The organism is Micromonospora sp. WMMD708 (genome assembly GCF_049315245.1).
Lineage (GTDB): Bacteria > Actinomycetota > Actinomycetes > Mycobacteriales > Micromonosporaceae > Micromonospora > Micromonospora wenchangensis.
On sequence record NZ_CP186060.1, the window covers coordinates 414,825 to 436,502 of the forward strand.

Annotated in this window: 15 protein-coding genes and 1 pseudogene; 8 read left to right on the forward strand and 8 right to left on the reverse strand. The window is 74.0% G+C overall.

The genetic code is table 11. The features are described 5' to 3' along the window. Nucleotides 1-38: 38 nt before the first annotated feature. Both ACN260_RS01895 and ACN260_RS01900 read right to left on the reverse strand, forming a co-directional pair. A complete protein-coding gene (locus ACN260_RS01895) occupies nucleotides 39-902 on the reverse strand; it encodes a DUF5667 domain-containing protein (RefSeq protein ID WP_422754462.1) in 864 nt (287 codons plus the stop codon). 229 nt (nucleotides 903-1,131) lie between these two features. Then, a pseudogene (locus ACN260_RS01900) lies at nucleotides 1,132-1,977 on the reverse strand (ECF subfamily RNA polymerase sigma factor, BldN family); the annotation flags it as partial. Between the two features lie 890 nt (nucleotides 1,978-2,867). Between ACN260_RS01900 and ACN260_RS01905 the strand changes: the two are divergent. The 6 genes from ACN260_RS01905 to hemB all read left to right on the forward strand — a co-directional run bounded on the left by ACN260_RS01905 (nucleotide 2,868) and on the right by hemB (nucleotide 9,119). After that, entirely contained in the window at nucleotides 2,868-3,122 is a 255-nt protein-coding gene (locus tag ACN260_RS01905; protein WP_422754463.1) for a glutaredoxin family protein, read from the forward strand. 293 nt (nucleotides 3,123-3,415) lie between these two features. Continuing rightward, nucleotides 3,416-4,186 (forward strand): redox-sensing transcriptional repressor Rex, encoded by a 771-nt coding sequence (locus tag ACN260_RS01910; RefSeq protein ID WP_145921832.1) that lies wholly within the window; start codon nucleotides 3,416-3,418, stop codon nucleotides 4,184-4,186. After that, nucleotides 4,183-5,574: a glutamyl-tRNA reductase gene (locus ACN260_RS01915; protein WP_422754464.1), complete on the forward strand. Its 1,392-nt coding sequence runs from the start codon at nucleotides 4,183-4,185 to the stop codon at nucleotides 5,572-5,574. The genes ACN260_RS01910 and ACN260_RS01915 overlap by 4 nt, the downstream gene beginning before the upstream one ends. Next, nucleotides 5,571-6,539, forward strand: a complete 969-nt coding sequence (gene hemC / locus ACN260_RS01920; protein ID WP_422754465.1) for a hydroxymethylbilane synthase — start codon at nucleotides 5,571-5,573, stop codon at nucleotides 6,537-6,539. Before ACN260_RS01915 ends, hemC begins: the two co-directional genes overlap by 4 nt. Next, entirely contained in the window at nucleotides 6,536-8,116 is a 1,581-nt protein-coding gene (locus tag ACN260_RS01925) for a uroporphyrinogen-III synthase (protein ID WP_421484315.1), read from the forward strand. Before hemC ends, ACN260_RS01925 begins: the two co-directional genes overlap by 4 nt. Nucleotides 8,117-8,135: 19 nt before the next feature. After that, a complete protein-coding gene (gene hemB / locus ACN260_RS01930) occupies nucleotides 8,136-9,119 on the forward strand; it encodes a porphobilinogen synthase (RefSeq protein WP_422754466.1) in 984 nt (327 codons plus the stop codon). Nucleotides 9,120-9,806: 687 nt separating this feature from the next. Here the strand turns inward: hemB and ACN260_RS01935 are convergent. The 4 genes from ACN260_RS01935 to ACN260_RS01950 form a co-directional block, all read right to left on the reverse strand. Beyond that, complete coding sequence (locus ACN260_RS01935; protein ID WP_422754467.1) at nucleotides 9,807-9,998, reverse strand: hypothetical protein; 192 nt, start codon at nucleotides 9,996-9,998, stop codon at nucleotides 9,807-9,809. Between the two features lie 178 nt (nucleotides 9,999-10,176). Then, the gene (locus ACN260_RS01940; protein WP_422754468.1) at nucleotides 10,177-13,449 is read right to left on the reverse strand and encodes a lamin tail domain-containing protein; all 3,273 of its coding nucleotides are present in this window, start codon (nucleotides 13,447-13,449) and stop codon (nucleotides 10,177-10,179) included. A gap of 139 nt (nucleotides 13,450-13,588) precedes the next feature. Beyond that, nucleotides 13,589-14,605: a GNAT family N-acetyltransferase gene (locus tag ACN260_RS01945; protein ID WP_422756592.1), complete on the reverse strand. Its 1,017-nt coding sequence runs from the start codon at nucleotides 14,603-14,605 to the stop codon at nucleotides 13,589-13,591. 72 nt (nucleotides 14,606-14,677) lie between these two features. Further along, the gene (locus ACN260_RS01950; RefSeq protein ID WP_422754469.1) at nucleotides 14,678-16,078 is read right to left on the reverse strand and encodes a lytic murein transglycosylase; all 1,401 of its coding nucleotides are present in this window, start codon (nucleotides 16,076-16,078) and stop codon (nucleotides 14,678-14,680) included. A gap of 56 nt (nucleotides 16,079-16,134) precedes the next feature. Here ACN260_RS01950 and ACN260_RS01955 point away from each other — a divergent pair, with 56 nt between their 5' ends. Together ACN260_RS01955 and ACN260_RS01960 are read left to right on the forward strand one after the other, a co-directional pair. After that, nucleotides 16,135-16,359 carry an FmdB family zinc ribbon protein gene (locus ACN260_RS01955; RefSeq protein WP_422754470.1) on the forward strand — a complete coding sequence of 75 codons (225 nt, stop codon included), beginning with the start codon at nucleotides 16,135-16,137 and terminating at the stop codon, nucleotides 16,357-16,359. 173 nt (nucleotides 16,360-16,532) lie between these two features. Next, nucleotides 16,533-19,361: an ATP-binding protein gene (locus tag ACN260_RS01960; protein ID WP_422754471.1), complete on the forward strand. Its 2,829-nt coding sequence runs from the start codon at nucleotides 16,533-16,535 to the stop codon at nucleotides 19,359-19,361. Between the two features lie 64 nt (nucleotides 19,362-19,425). Here ACN260_RS01960 and ACN260_RS01965 read toward each other — a convergent pair whose 3' ends face one another. Together ACN260_RS01965 and ACN260_RS01970 are read right to left on the reverse strand one after the other, a co-directional pair. Further along, the gene (locus ACN260_RS01965) at nucleotides 19,426-19,968 is read right to left on the reverse strand and encodes a phospholipase (RefSeq protein WP_422754472.1); all 543 of its coding nucleotides are present in this window, start codon (nucleotides 19,966-19,968) and stop codon (nucleotides 19,426-19,428) included. A gap of 176 nt (nucleotides 19,969-20,144) precedes the next feature. Continuing rightward, nucleotides 20,145-21,644 (reverse strand): glycoside hydrolase family 10 protein, encoded by a 1,500-nt coding sequence (locus ACN260_RS01970; protein WP_422756593.1) that lies wholly within the window; start codon nucleotides 21,642-21,644, stop codon nucleotides 20,145-20,147. Between the last annotated feature and the right edge of the window lie 34 nt (nucleotides 21,645-21,678).

The window sequence follows — 21,678 nt, forward strand, 5'->3', positions numbered from 1 at the left end:
GGCGGCGCGGGAACTGTGGCGTGCGGCTCCGTCGCCGGTCAGCGGTCGGTCGGGCAGGTGCCGGGCACCGGGCCGAGGGAGTCGCTGCCGACCGGGGCGGGCAGCGCGCAGGCGAGCGCGGTACGCAGCGCGTCGGAGCGCCGGCGGATGGCGTCGAGCAGGGCGAGGGACTGCCGGGTGCGTTCCCGTTCGGCGGAGCCGGCCCCGTCGAGCAGGCCGCCGACCGCCCGGCGCTGCCCGCTGACGAAGGCGTTCACCGCGTCCAGCGCCGCCGGATCGCCGTGCTGCACGGCACCGCCGGTGAGCAGTCGTACGCCCTGGCGGGTGTCGGCGTCCATGTCGTCGAGGACCGCGTCGAATCCGGCCGCGTCGTCGCGGAGCGTGGCCGCCTCGTCGAGCCGGGTCCGGGCGAAGTCGAGGAAGAGCTGCCCCCGGCTGACGTCCGAGCTGGCCAGGGCGAGCTGGGCGCGTTCGGTGGAGCGCTTCATGCCGTACAGGGCGTCACCCGGCACCGCGTTCTCGCTGGCGGCCGAGATGCCGGAGACGGCGACCGCCCCGGCCGCGATGCCGACCAGGATCGCCCCCCGGGCCCGGGCCCGTCGGGCGGTCGCCCCGCCCAGCAGGGAGCCCAGGCCGGTGGCCTGCGGCGTGCTCTCGGTGACCGGCTCGGCGGCGTGCTCGCGTTCGGCGGCGGCCACCAGCATGGCCCGCAGGCCGGCGCGGAACTCGACGTCCACCTGGATGTCGGGTCGTTCGGCGACGAGTCGCTGCCCGACCGCCACGAGCCTGGTGAGCTGTTCGTCGGCGCGGGACCGGACGTGGTGGCGTCGGCCGCCGTTGGCCTCGTCGAGAAGCTGGGCGAAGCGTACGGCCCGACGACGGGAGAAAAGGTCGCTGTCCACCGCAGGCACCCCCTCTCGCTGGTCACGGCCGGTCGGCCGCGGTGATCCACGCGACCGGCGGCGGCGTGCACCGTCGTACCAGGGTCGTGGTCGGCGGCGCCGCCCCGGACCGGGACGGGTCCGGAGCGCGCCGGACAACCACCGGCCGCACCCGGAGAAACGCTCCGTGCCGGGCCCCGGTTACGGGACGGTCGGGAGTGAAATCACGAAGAGTGATCGTCGCTGCAGGTCAGGGCTGGAAACCGTCCGGAAGTAGACGGGCCAGCGCGCGGACCGCCCGGTACTGCAACGCCTTGATCGCTCCCTCGTTCTTGCCCATCGCACGGGCGGTCTCGGCCACCGAGAGGCCCTGGAGGAAGCGGAGCACGATGCACTCCTGCTGCTCCGGGTTGAGCCGGGTGACGGCCGTGAGCAGCGCGACGTTGGTGATGTGTTCGACCACCGCCGCCTCGGGGCTGCCCTCCGGCCCCCGGTCCTCCCGGTCGGCGTCGAGCACGTCGCCGGTGGTCACCTCCAGCCGGTAGCGGCCGGACTTGAAGTGGTCGGCGACCAGGTTGCGGGCGATGGTGACCAGCCAGGCGCCGAGGTCGCGGCCCTGCCAGGTGAAGCTGCCGATCCGCTTGAGGGCGCGCAGGAAGGTGTCCGAGGTGAGGTCCTCGGCCAGTTGCCGGTTGCCGACCCGGAAGTAGACGAACCGGAAGACGGTGTCGACGTACCGGTCGTAGATCAGGCCGAACGCCTCGGCCTCGCCGGCCTGGGCCCGCTCCACCAGCGTCCAGACCTCGGTGGCCGGGTCGGACGGGTCGGGGCGGCTCGGGAAGCCGGTGGGGGAGGTGCCGGCGGGCGGTGTCGCGGTGTCGGGCGGTCCGGTGGCCGGGACCGTCGGCTGCCCGCCGGGTACGGCCGGGATCAGGGCGGTGTCGTCGGCGGGTACGGCCGGGATGACGGCGGTGTCGTCGGCCGGCACCACCGGTATCACGGCGGTCTCCCCGCCGGCGGGATCGGTGGTGGCGGGCGGCTCGCCGACCCGTCGGGTCTGCGTCGGCATGGGGGGTCGGGAGTGGGAGGTCACCCGGCCGGGCGGCGTGGCGTTACCGCCGGGGGCGGCGGGCCGGGGCGCCGCCTCGTTGGGGTGCGGACGCTGGTGCGGCCGGCGGGGCGTCGCCTCCGGACGGGCCGGGTCGAGCCGTTCGTTGACCGCCGCCCGGGGCGTCGGCCCGGTCAGTCCGGTGGAATGATCCGGGTAGCCGAAGGCGGTCACCGGGCCTCCCCGCGGCGGGGCGCGACCGTGACCGGACGGCGGCGGGCGGCCGCCGTGCCGGGTCTGTCCCGGACGGGCAGAGCCGTGTGGGGGGGTGCCGGCGCGCGGCAGATCCCCTTGAGGTGCTGGTCCAATGCGCGCACAGGCACGGGGGCCTCCTCGGGCTGAGGGGTGTCGACTCACGGCAAATGGGGTGAGCCGACCCGAGTGATGATAGGGCCAACGTCACCCGCGTGTGCCAAGTCCGTTACACAGGGCCAAAGTATTTGCCCGGCCCGCCGACCCCTGCCGGACCGGTTGTCCGTCGTGGTCGGTTGACTTTCACGTCGCGACTTGTTCCCTGATGGAAATTGCAGCCCAGGGGAGTGGTGGAGGGTCACCGGCGCCCGCCCCGCAGCTCCGGCGACGGGTGTCCGCGGGTCCGTCCGGCGCTGCCCCGGGAGCGGTCGGGTCGGCCCCGTTCGGGTGGTCCCGGTACACGCTGCGTGACGGTTCGGTGTGTGGGCCTGGTCGGGCGGCCGACGGCGTGCCAGACTCAGCCACCGCGCGACCGGCTCGGGCGTCCCGGGTGTGCCGCACCCCGGGGCGGGCGAGACTGGGCGGGCGTGCCCGGCCCGCCGCCGGGCATCCGGCACCGCAGCGGTCCGTCCACCGCGCGCATCCCCGTCGCGGCCGAGTCCGGCCGCCCTCACCCGGAGGTCCCGATGTCCACTGCCGCCCGGCTCGCCCTGATCACCCGCCCCGGTTGCCACCTGTGCGACGACGCCAAGGCCGCGCTGGACCGGGTGGTGGCGGTCACCGGGGACCGGTGGGTGGAGAAGGACGTCACCGGTGACGTGGAACTGGAGCGCGAGTACGGCGACCGGCTGCCGGTGGTGCTGCTCGACGGCAAAGAGCACGGCTACTGGCGGGTGGAGGAGGAGCGGTTGCTGCGTGACCTGACCACCCCCCAGCTCTAAGGTGGCGCGGATCACGGTGGGTCATCGAGCGAGCGCGATTGGTGAGAGAAGTCGGGATTGCGCAATAATCGCGCGGCGGCACCGCTGGCGTGCCCGATCGATCTTGTGGGATGGGGGAGCAGGTGCAGGGGGGCCGCGATTCAGCAAGATCGCGATTTGTGCACGTCTTCACAAGCGCCTACTCTGTAGTTTCGACGCGCCCTGCTAGCACGGCCGGCTCGCCCGGCCACCGGCGGGGGTCCCCCAACGGGCGGGCACCGGAGCCGGCCGAGGATCGCACCGCACGGAGTCTCATGAGTCAGCACCGTCACCCTGGCGCGCCCGGCCGCGCCGGTGCCGTACCGGCGCTCCCGGACCTCCCGGAGGCCACCGTCGCGCGGCTCCCCGAATATCTCCGTGCCCTGCACAACCTCGCCGACGCCGGCCACGAGACGGTCTCCAGCGAGGGGCTGGCCGGGGCCGCCGGGGTCAACTCGGCCAAGCTCCGCAAGGACCTGTCCCACCTCGGCTCGTACGGCACCCGGGGGGTCGGCTACGACGTCGCCCTGTTGATCGACCAGATCGAGTTCGTGCTCGGGCTCACCCAGCGCCGGGCGGTCGCCCTGGTCGGGGTGGGTAATCTCGGTCACGCCCTGGCCGGCTACGACGGCTTCGCCAGCCGGGGTTTCCGGATCGCCGCCCTGTTCGACGCCGACGCCTCGCGGGTCGGCGAGATGATCAACGGGCTGGTCGTCCGGCACGTCGACGAGCTGCCCCGGGTCGCCGCCGAGGAGGCGATCTCGATCGGCGTGATCGCCACCCCCGCGCCGGCCGCCCAGGCGGTGGCCGAGCAGCTGGTCGCCGTCGGCGTCACGAGCATCCTCAACTTCGCGCCGTGCGTACTCTCGGTGCCGGACGGGGTCGACGTGCGCAAGGTCGATCTCGCCATCGAGCTTCAGATCCTGTCCTTCCACGAGCACCGCAAGGCGTCGTTGACCGCGCTGCCCGCCGCCGGCGGCTCCGCCCTCACCGCCCTGCCCGGCGGGCTCGCGACCCCCGACACCCAGGAGGCGATCGGCACGTGAAGCTGCTCGTCGTCGGCGCGTCCTACCGCACCGCTCCCGTGGCCACGCTGGAGCAGCTTGCCGTCGCCCCCGCCGACCTCACCCGCACCCTGGACCGCCTGGTCGCCCAGCCGTACGTCGCCGAGGCGGTGCTCGTCTCCACCTGCAACCGGGTGGAGGTGTACGCCGCCGTGTCCGGTTTCCACGGCGGTCTCGGCGACGTCTGCGCCGTCCTCGCCGAGCAGGCCGGTGCGCCGCCCGCCGCCTTCGCCAGCCACCTCTACGTGCACTACGACTCGGCCGCCGTCGACCACGTGTTCCGGGTCGCCGCCGGGCTGGACTCCATGGTGGTCGGCGAGGCGCAGATCCTCGGCCAGCTCCGTGACGCCTACCACTGGGCCTCCGGCGCGGACACCGCCGGACGGCTGCTGCACGAGCTGATGCAGCAGGCGCTGCGGGTCGGCAAGCGTGCCCATGCCGAGACCGGCATCGACCGGGCCGGGCAGAGCGTCGTCACCGCCGCCCTGGACCTCACCGCCGAACTGCTCGACGGCGACCTCGCCGGCCGGCCGGCCCTGGTGGTCGGGGCGGGTGCGATGGGCGCGCTGAGCCTGGCGACGCTGTCCCGCCGGGCCGCCGGGCCGCTCACCGTCACCAACCGGGGGGCCGAGCGGGCCGTCCGGCTGGCCGAGTCGTACGGGGCGAACGCCGTCCCGATCGCCGGACTCGTCCCCGCGCTCTCCACAGTGGACATCGTAGTGGCCGCCACCGCGGCCACCGAACCGGTCCTCACCGTCGACGTGGTGACCCGGGCGCTCGACCGCCGCGACCCCGACCGGGGGCCGCTGGTCCTGCTCGACCTGGCCGTGCCCCGCGACGTCGCCCCCGAGGTGGCCGGGCTGCCCGGTGTCGAGGTGATCGACATCGACCGGATGGCCGCACTGCTCGCCGACGGCCCGGCCGCCGCCGACGCCGCCGAGGTGGGCCGGATCGTCACGGCCGAGGTCGAGGCGTTCCTGAGCTGGTTGCGCGGGGCCGACGTGGCGCCCACCGTGGCCGCCCTGCGCGGACGCGCCGACGACGTGGTCACCGCCGAACTGCGCCGGCTCGCCCAGCGTCGCCCCGACTTCAGCGACGACCAGCGCGCCGAGGTGGCCCGCACGGTGCACCGGGTGGTGCAACGGCTGCTGCACCAGCCCACCGTCAAGGTCCGCCAGCTCGCCGCCGAACCGGGCGGCGACCAGTACGCCGCGCTGCTACGCGAACTGTTCGACCTGGAGGTGCCGCAGACCTCCGGGGTCGACGCGGTGCCCGACGTGGTCGACACCGTCGACGGCCGTGGTTCGTTCGGGGTCGCCGACGTGCCGGCGACCGACACCGACCAGCCGCCCACCGGAGGTGAGCGATGAGTACCCCCCTGCGCCTCGGCACCCGGGGCAGCGCCCTGGCGATGGCCCAGTCCGGTCACGTCGCCGAGGCGATCACCGCGGCGACCGGCCGCGCCGTCGAGCTGGTCGAGGTGGTCACCGCCGGGGACCGGTCGTCCGCACCGGTGCAGCGCCTCGGCGTCGGCGTCTTCGTCTCGGCGCTGCGCGACGCGTTGACCGCCGGCACCATCGACCTGGCCGTGCACTCCTACAAGGACCTGCCCACCGCCGGGGCGAGCGGGCTGCACGTCGCGGCCGTGCCACCCCGGCAGGACCCGCGCGACGCGCTGGTCGCCACCGGTGGGCGTACCCTCGCCGAGTTGCCGCCGGGTGCCGTGGTCGGCACCGGCGCGCTGCGTCGCATCGCCCAGTTGCACGCCCTCGGCCTGCACCTGGAGGTCACCCCGATCCGGGGCAACGTCGACAGCCGGCTCGCCCGGGTGCTCGGCCCGGACGCCGACCTCGACGCCGTCGTCGTGGCGCGGGCCGGGCTGGCCCGGCTCGGTCGCACCGACGTGATCACCGAAACGCTCGACCCGATGCTGATGCTGCCCGCGCCCGCCCAGGGTGCGCTGGCCGTGGAGTGCCGGGCCGACGACTCCGACCTGGTCGAGCTGCTCGCCGTGCTCGACCACGCACCGTCGCGGGCCGCGGTCGTCGCGGAACGCGCGTTGCTGGCCACCCTGGAGGCCGGGTGCTCCGCCCCGGTCGCCGCCTACGCCGAACTCGCCGAAGGTGAGAACGGTGACGAGATTTACCTGCGCGGGGCGGTGATCAGCCCGGACGGTTCGCGAGACATCCGGCTGTCCCGCACCGGAACGCCCGCCGACGCGGCGGAGATCGGCAAGGCACTCGCCGCCGAACTCCTCGAACTCGGCGCCGACTCGATCCTCGGCCACGAAGGAAGCACCGGCCCGGGGACCCAGCAATTTGGGAGCACAGAATGACCCGCACCCGTAAGCCCGTCGGCCGCATCGCGTTCGTCGGCGCCGGACCCGGTGACCCGGGCCTGCTGACCCGCCGGGCCCACGACGCCCTGGTCGACGCCGACCAGGTGGTGTACGACCGGGGAGTCCCCGAGACGCTGCTCGACGTGGTCCGGGCCCAGGCCCGGTCCGACGCCCAGTTCAGCCCCGCCGAGGGCGTGCCGGGCGACGTGGCGAAGATGCTCATCAGCGCGGCCCGTTCCGGGCTCAACGCGGTGCACCTGGTCGCCGGTGACCCGTTCGGCCACGACTCGGTGGTCAAGGAGGTGCAGGCGGTCGCGCGTACCGCCGCGCACTTCGAGGTGGTGCCGGGCGTCGGCCAGGCCGAGGGCGTCGCCACCTACGCCGGGGTGCCGCTGCCCGGGGTACGCACCGCCGCCGACGTCGAGGACGTCGGCACGCTGGACTTCGACGCGCTCGCCGCCGCCGTCGCCCGGGGTTCGCTGGCCCTGGCGGTCGACGCCGGTGACCTGGCCGCCGTGCGGGACGGGCTGCTGGCCGCCGGGGTGGACGGCGGCACCGGGGTCGGGGTGACCGGCGACGGGACCGGCGAGACGCAGTACACCACCACGTCGAGCGTGGACTCCTTCGTCGCGGCGGCGCTCGGCTTCACCGGCCGGGTGGTGCTCACCGTCGGCGAGGGCGTCGGCCAGCGGGACCGGCTGAGCTGGTGGGAGAACCGTCCGCTGTACGGCTGGAAGGTGCTCGTCCCCCGGACCAAGGAGCAGGCCGGCGCGATGAGCGCCCGGCTGCGCGCGTACGGGGCGATCCCGTGCGAGGTGCCGACCATCGCGGTGGAGCCGCCGCGTACCCCGGCCCAGATGGAGCGGGCGGTCAAGGGGCTGGTCGACGGCCGGTACGCCTGGGTGATCTTCACCTCGGTCAACGCGGTCCGGGCGGTCTGGGAGAAGTTCGCCGAGCACGGCCTGGACGCCCGGCACTTCGGCGGCGTCAAGATCGCCTGTATCGGTGAGGCCACCGCCGACGCGGTGCGCGCCTTCGGTATCCAGCCGGAGCTGGTGCCCGCCGGGGAACAGTCCTCCGAGGGGCTGCTGGCCGAGTTCTCCCCGCACGACGAGATCCTCGACCCGGTCGGCCGGGTGCTGCTGCCCCGCGCCGACATCGCCACCGAGACGCTCGCCGCCGGGCTCACCGAGCGCGGCTGGGAGGTCGACGACGTGACCGCGTACCGGACGGTCCGGGCTGCCCCGCCGCCCGCCGAGATCCGCGATGCGATCAAGTCGGGCGGGTTCGACGCGGTGCTCTTCACGTCCTCCTCGACGGTGCGTAACCTCGTCGGTATCGCCGGGAAGCCGCACGCGCGTACCGTGGTTGCCGTCATCGGGCCCAAGACGGCGGAGACCGCGACGGAGTTCGGCCTGCGGGTCGACGTGCAGCCGCCGCACGCCTCGGTGCCCGACCTGGTCGAGGCGCTCGCCGCCTACGCCGTCGAACTGCGGGAGAAGCTAGCCGCCATGCCGGCGAAGCAGCGTCGGGGTTCGAAGGTGCAGGGGCCGACCGCGCTCAGGTTCCGCTAGCCGTACTGGGAGGCCCCTCATGCCGTACCCCGAGATCCGGCCCCGCCGGCTGCGTCGCAACGCGGCCGTGCGGCGGCTGGTCTCCGAGACCCGCGTCGACCCGGCCGAGCTGGTCGTGCCGATGTTCGTCAAGGAGGGGCTGACCGAGCCACGGGCCATCGCGTCGCTGCCGGGGGTGCTCCAGCACTCCCGGGACTCGCTGCGCAAGGCGGCAGTGGAGGCGGTCCAGGCCGGGGTCGGCGGGATCATGCTGTTCGGGGTGCCCGAGCGGCGGGACCCGACCGGCTCCGGCGGCATCGACCCGGCCGGCATCCTCAACGTCGCCATCCGCGACGTCGTGGCCGAGGTCGGCGACGCCACCGTAGTGATGAGTGACCTGTGCCTCGACGAGTTCACCTCGCACGGGCACTGCGGGCTGCTCACCCCCGACGGCGGGGTGGACAACGACGCGACCCTCGCCGCGTACGCCGAGATGGCGGTGGCCCAGGCGGACGCCGGGGTCGGCATGGTCGGCCCGTCCGGGATGATGGACGGCCAGGTGGGCGTGGTCCGCCGGGCCCTCGACGCCGCCGGCCACGCCGACGTGGCGATGCTGGCGTACGCGGCGAAGTACGCCTCCGCCTTCTACGGCCCGTTCCGCGATGCCGTCGAGTCGGCGCTCGACGGTGACCGGCGCACCTACCAGCAGGACCCGGCGAACCTGCGGGAGTCGCTGCGCGAGGTCGAGCTGGACGTGGCCGAGGGTGCCGACCTGGTGATGGTGAAGCCGGCCCTGCCCTACCTCGACGTGGTGGCGGCGGTCCGAGCCGCCGTGGACGTCCCGGTCGCCGCCTACCAGGTCTCCGGTGAGTACGCGATGGTAGAGGCGGCCGCCGCGAACGGCTGGATCGACCGCGAGCGGGTGATGCTGGAGACGCTCACCTCGATCCGGCGGGCCGGCGCGCAGATCATCCTCACCTACTGGGCGGTCGAGGCCGCCGAGTTGCTGCGCCAGCGCTACTGACCGGCGCTCTCGGGCTGACCGCCGGCCGCCCGCCGAGCGGATCGGGCAACCGGCTGGCCGGCTGGCCGGCCCCGCCTGTGCCGTCGGTCTGCCTGAGGCCGGCTTTCGTCGGCGTCGCCCGCCCGGCGCTGGCATAGACCCGGTTACTCTCCGCACTTAACTGCCTCTCCCTGCCTATTCTCTCTCGCACGCTTTGCTCTGCTGACCTCCACGCGACGCTTGCGGTGAGTGGCCGTCGCGAATAGGGCAGCAGAGCAAAGCGTCGGTGTAGGGGTAGGTGACGGTCGGCGGCGGGTTTCTGTTTCCCCAGCCCAGGCGGGTGCCGCGGATCTTGGCAGCGACGACGAGGTCGATCTGATAGTTACTCCCTGTAATTGAGAGCATTTGAGTGCCAGGGTTACTCACCGTGGCCGAGGTGGCGGGCGACCCCGTGGAGGTTTTCCACAGGTGGCGGCGTTGTCCACAGGTGGTGGGTGCGGGATTGCGCCGGTGCCCGGCCGGGCGCGACGGTGGCCACATGACCGACTCCATCCCGCCACCCGCAACCGCCGACCGGGCCACGCAGGATCCTGACGGGGAGGAGGAACGGCGGGAGGACGAGCCGCCGACCTTCCTCAGCACGCCGTACGACCTGCCCTGGCCCGCCGCCGGGATCGTGCGGGCGATCCGGCGACGTGCCGACGCGAGTCAACGGGAACTGGCGCGCTGGGCGGGGGTGCACCACGGCACGGTGGGTCGGATCGAGGCGGGCGCGCTCACCCCGAGCATCGCCCTGCTGCGCCGGATCATCGCGGCAGCCGGCTTCCGGCTGGCCGTGGTCGACGAGTTCGGCCGGGTGCTCACCCCGATGCGGGACCGCGACGGGGCTCGCCCGGCCACCGGAGACGTTCTACCGCAACCGGGCCTACCGGGACGCGATGCGCCGCCGGAGCCAGTGGGAGGTGCGGGTGGCGAAGTACCGCAACGTGCCACCGCCGCCCCGGGTGCGCCCGCAATGGTGACGGCCCGCCGGACCGGCGGGAAGCCGGACCGACGGGCCGTCGGAGGCGCGCGACGCTCAGTCGTCGTCGGTGATGGTGCCGGTCGCCAACAGGTCGGCGAACCGCAGGTTCAGCGGACCGGCCACCGCGAACGCGATCTTCTCGTCCGCCTCCCGCTTGCGGTCACCGCGCACGGCCACCGGGAACGCCAACGAGGTCTGCCCGGCGGGCAGGGTCCGGCAGCCGACGTACGGCTCGAAGTCCAGCACGACCGTCGCGGTCAGCCCCACCGTGGCGGCGCAGAGCGTGGTCGGCCGGGACAGCGGACGGGACACGGTGACCTGGAACGTCATCGTGCTGGTGCCCCGGTCACCCTCCACCACGGTGGCGTCGGCCACCCGCAGCGACGGCTGGCTGCGGAAGCGGGCCACCTGCGGGTCGTGGTCGCTGGCCCCCCGGGTGCCGTCCCCGGTGAACTCCGCCGGCCAGTCCGCGTTGACGTGCGCGGCCCGGATCTGCACCAGGTCGGCGTGCAGCGCGTCGTTGACGAACAGGTTGTCCAACGTCTGCGCCGACCCCTGGAAGCTGTACGAGTACGCCGCCGACGGCACGTCGGCCACCAGGTCGTCCCAGAGGTTGCGCAGGCCGGCCCGGTAGAGCGGGCCGAGCTGGTCCGACGGGGTCGGGTTCGCCCCGGTCGCGATCGGGTCGTCCGGACGGGGGAAGACGTTCAGGTCCCCGCCGTACACCACCCGGGCGTCCGGGTCGGCGGCCTCGATCGCGGTGACGACCGCCGCACCGTACGCGGCCTGCTCGGTGCGCTGACCGACCCGGCTGTCCGGCCCCGACGAGTAGTGGTTGCTCAGCGCGTACAGCAGGTAGGACTCCGACCCGCCGGGCGTCGCCTTCACCACGAACTTGCCCAGCTGCGGGGCCCGGGTGAAGACGTTGTTGCCGTCCTTGCCGGTCGAGGTGTCGGTGTCGGCCGGCAGCACCGCGTTGAGCGCCTTCGGGTTCTGCACGTCCGCGTTGGACGCCAGCCCCGCCGACCGGTACTGCACGGTGGGCGCGGAACCCAGCAGCGGATCGGTGGCGCTCGCCGGAGCCAGCGACAACCGGTCGGTGCGGTAGAGGAACGCCGAGGTGATGCCCCGGGCGTCCGCGCCGGTGCGGTCGTACGCCGCCGTGTAGGCGGGACCACCGGCGGCCCCGATCGCCAGCGCCAGGTCCTGGAGGGTGTCCGGCGCGCCGTCGGCGTTGTCGGTGGTGCCGCAGACCAGGCTGCTGCCCGAGACCGAGCAGATGTCCTGGTCCTCGGCCTCCTGCACCAGGATCAGATCCGGGGCGTGCAGGTCGGTGCGGATCTGCGCGGCAAGCTCCGACAGGTGCTCCCGGTAGTCGGCCTCGCCCGCCGGCACGTAGTCGAACGGCGGGGAAACCCCCGGGCAGCCCGCGTTGCCGGTGAAGTCGCAACCGTCGAACGGGTCGTCGCGGAAGTCGTACAGGTTCTCCACGTTGTAGGTCGCCACCGCGACCTCCCGGGCCCGGTCCGCCGGGCGCGGCGGGTTGTTCGCCGCCGGGTCGACCCCGGCGGTCAGGGCCAGCGACTCCGGCTGCACGCTGAACTTGCTGAAGCCGTACGACACCGCGCCGAACGCGTCGGCGGTGAGGGTGTCGAAGGTACGGGCCGGCGGGAGCAGCGCCGTCGAGTCACCGGCGGTGGCCTTCACGCCGCCACCGCCGAGCAGGATGCGCTGCCCGTTGCCGTTGTCGAAGAGCTGCCCCGGCACGTCGTCCAGCGGGTGGGCGTCCCGGAACACCCGGCGGGCGTACGGGTCGGCGCGCTTGAGCAGTGGGTCGTCCCGGTCCACCACCCACACCTCGGAGTCGGCGGTGGAGCCGAACACGTCCCGGGGGCCGGTGACGCCGGAGCCGCTACGGACCCGCAACCGGGCCCCCTCGTGCCGCTCCCAGAACCGGTCGGCCGCCGCCGCGTCGGCCGGCGGGACCGCGTCGTCCACGGTCACGGCGGTGTTCACGTCGAGCCCGGTGTCGAGTCGGCGGACCAGCGAGGCACCGGAGAGCTGGGTCTGGTCGAAGTACTCCGACACCCGGCCGCGCAGCACCACCTCGTCGCCGACGGTCGGCGCGTAGCCGCCGATCAGCGTGGTGAACGCGCCCATGAAGACGAAGATCCCGTCCGAGCTGAGCGGGTCGCCGTCCTCGGTGCCGTTGCGGCTCTGCAGGTAGAAGCCGTACTGGTCGGCACCGGCCGAGGTGCGGGCCAGCGACTTCTGGGTGATCACGCCCCGCACGTCGTACAGCAGCGGGCTGGTGCCGGTGCCGGTGGGCGGGGCGAGCGGCGACCGGTCGGTGCGCGGGTTCTCGTCGTCGCGGGTCGGGCCCTGCACCTGGCCCACCGACAGCACCCCGTTGGCCTGCACGGTGAGCGGGCAGCTGGCGGTGCCGCCGTCGGCGTCCGTCGCGGTCACGGTGACCGTGTAGGTGCCGGCGGGCAGGCCGGTGGCGGTGACCGTCGCCGTCGCCGTGCCCCCCGGCGCGGTCGCCGGGGTGAACGCGGTACGGCTGATCGAACCGCTCGCCGGGGCGGGGGCGACCGCGGTGACCGCCAGGTCGACGATGGTGTCGTCCGGGTCGGTGCCGGTGACCTGCCGGGTGCCCGTCGCGCCGGCCTCGATGGTCAACGTCCCGCCGCAGGTCAGCACGGCCGGCTGGTCGACCGGGCCGCCACCGTCGAGGGTGTGCGCGCCCAACCCGTCGAAGGTGTCGGTGGGGTGGCCGGCCCACTGGGTGGCCGGGTCGAACGCGTCGGACGGGTCGGTGTCCCCGCTGGACACCGACGGCAGCCGGCGCAGCGTGTTGTCGGCGGTGCTGGTCAGCCCGCTGCCCCACTCGGTGCCCGGGTCGACGCCGACCTGCCCGATCGCGTCGAGCACGACGGCACCCCGGCGCAGCACGATCGCGTCGTCGCCGTTGAACAGGCTCGCGCCGGTGGTCTGGTCGGCCTGGGCGAGGATCGCCGGGCCGGCCGAGGCGGCGGCGAAGACGAAGACGTCCCCGGCGGCGACGGTGCCGGTGAGGGCGATCGTGGTGGCCGTGGTGGATCCGTTGAAATAGAGCTGGAGCTGGTAGCCGCCGGCGGTCAGGTCGACCGGTGCGCCGGTGCCGTTGTACAGCTCGATCGCCTTGTTGTTGGACGAGCCTTCGACGTACTCGGAGATGAACAGGTCGGTGGGCGCGGCGGTGGCCGCGGTGGGAGCGACGCCGAGCACCGGTACGGCGACGACGGCGACGGTGGCGAGCGCGGCGAATCTGCGGCGCAGGCGCATGGGGCCTCCACGATGGGTGGACGGGAACCAACGCACGTTAAGGTGCGTCGCTGTCCGCCGTCCATCCCCCCGGGGGCGATGTGGTGAATTCGCGACAGTGCCCCCGGACGCCCCCGGTCGACGCCGCCGGCCGCCCTGCTCAGCGGTGGGTGTCGAGCCGGTGCACCAGCTCGGCGACGTCCACGCTGTACTCGCACCAGTCCCGGTCGGGCTGGTAACCCAGCTCGGCGTTGACCTTGAGCATCGCCTCGTTGGCCTGGGCGTTCCAGGTCTGCACCTCGGTCAGCTCCGGCTCGGCGGACCGCAGCTCCAGCAGCATCCGCGCCTTGATCGCCCGGTCGATGCCGTAGCCCTGGTGGTCACGCACCACGATGGTGTCGTACTGGTCGGCGCGGGTGGGGTGCTGGACCGGCACCACCACCTCGGTCAGGCCGGCCACCGTGCCGGTGCGCTCGTGCAGGGCGAGCACGATGTACGGCTTCATGCCCCGCCGGTGCAGCGTGTCGAGGCTGTCCCGCAGCCGCTGCGGATCGTACGAGCTGGGGCGCAGTTCGCCGTCGTCGACGTCGCGGACCTCGGCCTTCGCCCGCGCGTACGCATCGATCAGGTCGTCGGACGGCCCGCCCGGGTAGAACTCCAGGTGGTAGCCCGGGTCGACGGCGACGGCCATCTCGGTCAGCGCCGTCCAGTCGACCGTGCCGAGGTCGAGCACGCTGCGGGTCTCGACGTACTCCCGGGTGAAACCCAGCGACGAGTAGAAACCGATCGCCGGGGTGTCGCCGATCACCTCGACGCCGATCGACCGGAAGCCCTCCTGATAGACCCGGCGGGCGGCGGTCAGCACCAGTTCCCGGCCCAGCCCGCTGCGGCGTACCGCCGGGTGCACCAGCACCTCAAGCACGCCGATGTCACCGAGCAGCAGCACGTGCACGTGCCCGAGAATCGGGGCGGGACCCCCACCGGGCGGCGGATCGGCCTGGGCCACCCAGGAGATGCGTCGTTCGCCGGGCATCACCTCGGAGAGGTACTCCCGCAGCGAATCCTCCCGCCACGGCGGGTCCTGCGGGAGGTCGGCCGCGAGAACCGCGTTCAGCGTGTCCAGCACGGAGCCGATCTCGGCGGACGACGCGGTTCGGGGGTCCCATTCGCGCACCATCACGCGTCTAGCTTGCCGTCAACGGCTCTTCGGGGGAAGTGTCCGGTCCGCCAATGTATGCGAACGATCACCTCACGTGCGGCTTGCGCGCCCGTACTCCTGGGCCTTGTCGAAGACGGCCTGCGCGTAGCGGCGCACGTCGTTGTAGGAGAGGATGGCACCCCACCAGTCGCCGGGGATGGTCATGTTCCGGCCGCCCTGGCACAGGTAGTTCCCCGCGGCGAGGGCGGTGTCGTCCAGGTCGTGCGGGTCCTTGCGGCCGTCGTTGTCGGCGTCCGCGCCGACCTGCTGCCAGGTGGTCGGGATGAACTGCATCGGCCCGATCGCCCGGTCGTAGACGGTGTCCCGGTCGAACAGCCCGCCGTCGGTGTCCCGGATCAGGGACCGCCCGCCCTTGCCGTCGAGCGGATCACCGATGATCTCCGGTACGGCCCGGCCGTCCGGCCCGAGGGTCGCGCCGTTGGCCTGCCCGTGCCGGGACTCCACGTAGCCGATCGCGGCCAGCGTGGTCCAGCTCAGCTGGCAGCTCCGGTTCGTCTGGGCGAGCACCAGCTCGGCGTAGCCGTACGCCTGCATCGCTACCGGGGAGACGCCCACCTTGCTGCCCACGACCCTGGCCCAGTCGCCCAGCGCGTCGGCGGGCCGGCCGGCGGCGGGCGGTACGGCCGGTCCGCTCGGCACGGCCCCGGCCGACGGGAAGCCGCCCAGCGGCAGGGTGGGGACGGCGGTACCCGGGAACACCGGCACCCCGGTGGTCGCACCGGCCGACGGGACCCCGGGGGCGGCGGAGGCGCTGTCGTCCACGGCGACCGGTCGGGGGGCCCGGACCGCGCCCGGCACCACCACCGCACCGACCGCGGCGGTCGCCGCGACCAGCGCGAACAGGAACAGGCCGGGGAGGGTCAACCGGCCGCTGGGGCGGCGTGACCAGGCCCGGGTGGCCCGGGTCGCGGCCCGGGCCGCCTGCCGGGGCGACGGCAGCCGGACGGCGTGCGCGAACGGCACCCGTCGTCGCCGACCGATCTTCGCCCCGGTCGCGGCGCTGTCGCCGGTGCCGCTCTCCCCGGTCCCGTCGGTCTTCGCGGCCGGCTCGGTCTTCTCCGCGGGTTCGGCCTTCGCGGCCGGCTCGGAAGTCTCCCCGTCGTCGTCCTTCCCGGTCCCGTCGGTCTTCGCGGGGGGTCCGGCGGCCGGCTCGGCGGGCTTGGTCCCTTCGCCCGGGGCGGCCCGCTCGGCGGGTCCGGTCCCGCCGCCCGGGGCGGCCGGCGCGTCGGACCCGGGGCGGGTGTCTGTCCCGGCGGCCGGGGAAGGACCTGCGGCGGGGTCGTCACCGGCCGGGACGGCCGGCGGGGTGGGGGCGTCGTGGCGGGGTCGGCGGGGGCGGGGGAGCCAGCCGCGTCGCGGGGCGGGGGGCACGTCCTCGGGTGGGGTCGCTGCGCGCAGGGGCCGTTCCGTCGAATCTTCGCCGCTCACCACCGTTTGAGTATCACCCATGGCGGCCATGCAGTCAGGTCCGGCCGTAGGGTGGGCCCATGCCCCGGTACGAGTTCCGCTGCCGCGCCTGCGGCGACACCTTCGAGGTCAACCGGCCGATGGCCGAGGCCGGTGCGCCGGCCGACTGCCCCCAGGGGCACGCCGACACGGTCAAGCTGCTGTCCACCGTGGCGGTCACCGGCCGTGGGGGCGGCTCCGCCACCGGCGCTCCGGCGGGTCCCGCCGCCGGCGGTGGCTGTTGCGGGGGCGGCTGCGGCTGTTGACCTGACCGGATCGGCGGCCGACCGCCCCGGAATCAACCGATGTAACGGTCCGGCGCACCGGTGCGCCGAGATCAGTGACCCCTTGGGTCTGATATCGCCCGACCGTTCTCACGATGCGTGACCGGTCGATCATAGGGCAGCATGAACCCGACGTCAGGGGTGGAGGTCCACGCATGTCGCCACGGATGCACCTCCCGAGCGGTTGGGTGACCTTCGTCTTCACCGACATCGAAGGTTCCACCCGGTTGGCGCAACTGCTCGGGCCCGACTACCGCCCGGTGCTCTGGGAGCACCGCCGGCTGCTGCGTGACACCCTGGCCGCGACCGATGGCGCGGAGCTGCTGACCGAGGGGGATTCGTTCTTCCTCGCCTTCCCGGACGCGTCGGCGGCCCTGGCCGCCTGCCTGACCGCGCAGCGGGCGCTGTCCACCCACGACTGGCCCAACCCGGAGGCCGCGCCGAGGGTACGGATGGGGCTGCACACCGGCTTCGCCGAACCCCGCGACGGCGAGTACGCCAGCCCCGAGGTGCACCGGGCCGCCCGGGTGGCCGCCGCCGCGCACGGCGGGCAGGTGCTCTGCTCGGCGTCGACGCAGCGGCTGGCCGACCCGCTGCCCGCCGGGGCGACCCTGATCGACCTGGGCCTGCACCGGCTGCGCGGCTTCGACGACCGGGAACGGTTGTTCCAGCTCGTCGCGCCGGGGCTGGAACGGCAGTTCCCCCGCCCGAACACCGCCGAGGCGCTGGCGCACAACCTGCCCACCCAGGTCACCTCGTTCGTCGGCCGGGACACCGAGCGGGTTGAGCTGGATCTGCTGATCCGCCGCCAGCGGCTGGTCACGGTGGTCGGCGCGGGTGGGGCCGGCAAGACCCGGCTCGCCGTCGAGGTGGCCTCCGGCCAGGTGGAGGCGTACCCGGACGGGGTGTGGTTCGTCGACATCGCCACGGTCACCGACCCGGGGCTGGTGGCGTTCGCGATCGCCGCCGTGCTGGGGGCCCGGCCGGAACCGGGCCGCCCGATCCTGGACACCCTGGTCGAGTACGCGGCCGTCCGGCGGATGCTGGTGGTGCTCGACACCTGTGACGCCCAGCCGGCCGCCTGCGCCGAGGTGATCTCCCGGCTGCTCACCGGGGGCAGCGGGCTTCGGGTGCTGGCCACCAGCCGGGAGGCGTTCGGCCTGCCCGGCGAGCTGGTGTGGCGGATTCCGCCGCTGGCGGTCGACCCGCAGCCGGGGCGTACCGAGAGCGACGCGGTGGCGCTGCTGCTGGACCGTACGGCGGCGGCCCGGGGTGGCCGGCCGCCGGAGTGGACGGAGGCCGGCGACCTGCGCCGGGTGGTGCAGCGGCTGGACGGGTTGCCGTTGGCGATCGAGCTGGCCGCTGCCCGGTTGCGGGTGCTCTCCGCCGGCCAGTTGGCGGCCCGGCTGGACGACATGCTGGGCACCCTCGACGCCGGCCGGGGCGTGCCGGAGCGACCCCCGGAGCGGGGTTGGGCGGGCAACCAGCAGGACACCGTGGACCTGGTCGCCGCGGCCTCGGGCCAGACGCCGCCGAGCGCCGCGCACCGGGCGGTGCAGCGGTCGGCGACCGAGCGGCACCTCACCATGCAGGCCACGGTCACCTGGTCGTACCGGACGTTGGGGCCCCGCGCCGCCCGGCTGCTGCACTGGTTGGCGGTCTTCACCGGGCCGGTGGACCTGGCCACGGTGGAGTGGCTGATCGGTGACGACCCGCTCGACCCGCTGTCGGTGCTGGTGGACAAGTCGATGGTGCTGGCCGAGCCGCACGCCTCGGGCAGCACCTACCGGATGCTCGACCCGATCCGGGCGTACGCGGCGCGTCGGCTGGTCGAGACCGGCGAGGAGCAGGCCGCCCGGGACCGGCACGTGGCCTGGGCGCAGCACGCGCTGCGCCGGGCCCACCTGGGGGCGGACGGCCGTCCGGTCACCCTGTCGCTGTACGCGGTCGATCCGCTCGCCGGTGAGCTGCGCTCGGCGCTGCGCTGGTCGGCCACCGGGGGCAGTGCGCGGGCCGGGCTGCGGCTGGCCGGCGGGCTGGACCAGTGGTGGCGGGAGCGCGGGCTGTCCCGGGAGGCCAGGCTGTGGCTGTTCCGGCTGTACGGGCGGATCGCCGAGACCGGCGAGGCGATCCCCGAGGCGGAGCTGGCGGCGGCGTACCACCTGCACTCGCTGCACGCCGGCGCGGACGGCGAGTTCGCCGAGGAGCTGCGGTTCTCGCAGCGTGCGGAGGCGGCGGCCCGGCAGGCCGGCGACGCGGGGCTGTTGGCCCGGGTGCTCGCCGGGCGGGCCGTGCCGCTCGTCGACATGGGGCAGTTCACCGAGGCGGAGCGGGTCTGCCGGGAGGTCATCGACTGGGCCAACGAGCAGGAGGTCGGTGGGGACGCGTTGCTCGCCGTCTACCACCTGGCCGAGTTGCTGTGGCGGCGGGGCGCGCTGGTCGAGGCGGCGGAGCTGCTGGGGCGGGCCCGGCCGGTGGAGGCGGCCCGACCGGTGGAGCGCGGGTGCCGCTCGGTGGACATGCTGCTGGGCATGGTGGCGCTGGCGCGGCGTGACCTGGTGGCCGCGCACGAGCACCTGCTGGTGGCGTTGCGGGCCCGGATGGGGCACGGCTACCACGGGCGGGCCTGCGACACGGTGAACGCGGTGGCGGTGCGTTGCGCGCTGGGCGGGGAGCCGTTGACGGCGGCCCGGCTGTTCGGTGCGGCCCAGGCCACCCGGGCCCGGCTGCGCGGCACCCCGGGCATCTACGGCACGTACTGGCTTCAGCAGCAGGCCGAGCTGCGGCGCGTCCTCGGCGATGCGGCCTTCGACGCCGCGTACGGCGAGGGTGGCGAGCTGGGCCTGGAGGAGGCGGCGGCGTTGGCGTTCGCGGTGGAGCACCCGGACCTGGCGGCCGACTCGATCCGGTTCCGGGCGACCGGTGTGGTGACGCCCCGGCCGGTCGGCCGCCGCGAGGCGGACTGCCGGGAGGAGTGGGCCTGACCCGCCGTGCCGTCCGGGGACTTCCGGACGGCACGGCGGGCCGGGCGTCGCGTGCGGGTGCCGGTCAGCCGCGCCGGGCGGCGGCCCGCTCGGCGTCGGCCTTCATCCGGGCGGCCCGGTCGAGGTCGGCCTGCGAGACGGCGGCGACCGAGCCGAAGATGCTGACCGCCTGGTAGTACGTCCAGGCGAGGCTGGTGCAGGCCGGCCGGACGACGGAGTTGTAGGTGGCGCAGACCCGCTTCAGGTCCTCGTAGAAGGCGCTGTCCAGGCGGGCCTTGTTGGCCGGGAAGATCCCCATCGCCTTGTGGTTGCGGTAGCCGAAGTCGTGCCGGTAGCAGGAGAGGTTGAAGGTGAAGCCGAGCGGGTTGTCCGGGCTCGACGAGCAGTAGTCGGTGGACCAGTCGAAGCCGTAGTCGGCCCAGGCGGCCTGGTTGAGGCGGCCGGCGTTCCAGGCGTTGTAGCTGCTCGCGCTGGTCTGGGTCCAACTGCTCAGCACGCTGAGCTTCTGCGAGGTGCTCACCGCGGCGGCCGCGGGTGAGCCGACGCCGAGCACGCTGAGCAGGGCGAACGTGCCGGCGGCGAGGGCGGTGGCGAGACGACGGGACAAGTTTTCCTCCGCGGGATGGGCGGTACGGTGCGTCACCGGTTGGTCACCGGAATTGGATCAGTTTCGATCAATATCCGGTCGGTGGGGCGTGGCGGAGGCGACGTATTGGTGACATGCGTCGAAACAGACGAATGCCCCGGGTGCGTGGGCACCCGGGGCGTCCGTGGTCGATCAGGTCAGCGCACCACCCGGGCCGGCGAGGCGGCGCTCTCGTTCCACGACCGGTCCAGCGCGGTCACCTGGTAGGTGTACGCCCGACCGGGCTCGGCGGTGCCGTCCACCCAGGACTGCTGCTGCCCCGGGGTGGCCCGGACCGTGCCGAGCAGGTGCGCGGCGTCCGCCCGGCCGCACCCGTCGACCGGGCCGGACCCGTCGAACCGGTAGACCGCGTACGAGGTGGCCCCGGCGAGCGGACCCTGCCCGCCCGCCGGCTGCCGCCAGCGCAGCCGTACCCCGTCGGCGGTGCGCTCGGCGCGGGTGAACACCGGGCGCGGCAGCGGCTTCGCCGGCAGGTGCGTCATGGTCGGCACCAGCGCCGGGCGGGAGTAGTGCGCGGCGGCGTAGCGGCTCGTCGCGCCCAGCCGGTCGGCCCGTACCTGCACCGCCGAGAAGTGCACGTTGCCGAGCACCTCCGGGTACGCCCGGTTCAGCGTCAGGTGGTCCGACAGTTCCTGCGGGTTCATCCAGTACGTGCCGTAGGCCGGGTCACCGCTCTTGTAGTCCGCCTGGCCGATGTAGAGCTGCACCCGGGTGCCGCGTACCGTCTGCGCCCACCATGGCACCAGCCGGGCGTAGTCGGCGGCCGGGTACTGGCCGATGTACCAGTAGAGCTGCGGCACGACGTAGTCGATCCACTCCTGCTTGACCCACCTGCGGGTGTCGGCCGAGATGATGTCGTACGACTGGCTGCCGGTGGTGTCCGAGCCGTCCGGGTCGGCGCTGGCGTTGCGCCAGATGCCGAACGGGCTCACCCCGAACTTCACCCACGGCTTGACCGCCTTGATCCGGCCGCCCATCTCCTGGATCAGCAGGTCGATGTTGTCCCGCCGCCAGGCGGCCCGATCGGTGAACCCCCGGTGGTACGCGGCGAACGTGGCGTCGTCGGGCACCGGGTAGGCACCACTCGGGTACGGGTAGAAGTAGTCGTCGAAGTGCACGCCGTCGAGGTCGTACCGGCGGACCGCGTCGAGCATCGCGGTCTGGGCGAACTCGCGGACCTGCGGGACGCCGGGGTCGTAGTAGAGCCGGCTGCCGGCGACGCCGGCCGGCGGGTAGGCGAACGTCCACTCCGGGTGCTGGCGGGCCGGATGGTCCGGGGCGAGCTGCCCCAGGTCCGCGCCCGCGCCCCCGGGTGCCGGCATGGAGATCCGGTACGGGTTGAACCAGGCGTGGAACTCCAGGTTCCGCCGGTGCGACTCGGTGACCAGGAAGGCCAGCGGGTCCCAGCCCGGGTCCTGCCCCCGTACCCCGGTCAGGTACTCCGACCACGGCTCGTACGGCGACGGCCAGAACGCGTCGGCGGTCGGCCGGACCTGCACCACGACGGCGTTGTGGTGCAGCCGCTGCGCCAGGTCGAGCCAGCCCCGGTACTCTGCCTGCTGGGCGGCGATCCGGTCGGGGGCGGTACGCGAGCCCGCGCTCGGCCAGTCGATGTTCACCACCGACGAGATCCACATGGCCCGGAACTGCCGCTTCGGCACCGCCGGATCG

Excerpts from the sequence above, each read along its gene's own strand:
- ACN260_RS01905 (WP_422754463.1), top strand. The coding sequence starts at position 2,868 with ATGTCCACTGCCGCCCGGCTCGCCCTGATCACCCGCCCCGGTTGCCAC.
- ACN260_RS01910 (WP_145921832.1), top strand. The coding sequence starts at position 3,416 with ATGAGTCAGCACCGTCACCCTGGCGCGCCCGGCCGCGCCGGTGCCGTA.
- hemC (WP_422754465.1), top strand. The coding sequence starts at position 5,571 with ATGAGTACCCCCCTGCGCCTCGGCACCCGGGGCAGCGCCCTGGCGATG.
- ACN260_RS01925 (WP_421484315.1), top strand. The coding sequence starts at position 6,536 with ATGACCCGCACCCGTAAGCCCGTCGGCCGCATCGCGTTCGTCGGCGCC.
- hemB (WP_422754466.1), top strand. The coding sequence starts at position 8,136 with ATGCCGTACCCCGAGATCCGGCCCCGCCGGCTGCGTCGCAACGCGGCC.
- ACN260_RS01940 (WP_422754468.1), bottom strand. The coding sequence starts at position 13,449 with ATGCGCCTGCGCCGCAGATTCGCCGCGCTCGCCACCGTCGCCGTCGTC.
- ACN260_RS01945 (WP_422756592.1), bottom strand. The coding sequence starts at position 14,605 with ATGGTGCGCGAATGGGACCCCCGAACCGCGTCGTCCGCCGAGATCGGC.
- ACN260_RS01955 (WP_422754470.1), top strand. The coding sequence starts at position 16,135 with ATGCCCCGGTACGAGTTCCGCTGCCGCGCCTGCGGCGACACCTTCGAG.
- ACN260_RS01960 (WP_422754471.1), top strand. The coding sequence starts at position 16,533 with ATGTCGCCACGGATGCACCTCCCGAGCGGTTGGGTGACCTTCGTCTTC.
- ACN260_RS01970 (WP_422756593.1), bottom strand. The coding sequence starts at position 21,644 with ATGTGGATCTCGTCGGTGGTGAACATCGACTGGCCGAGCGCGGGCTCG.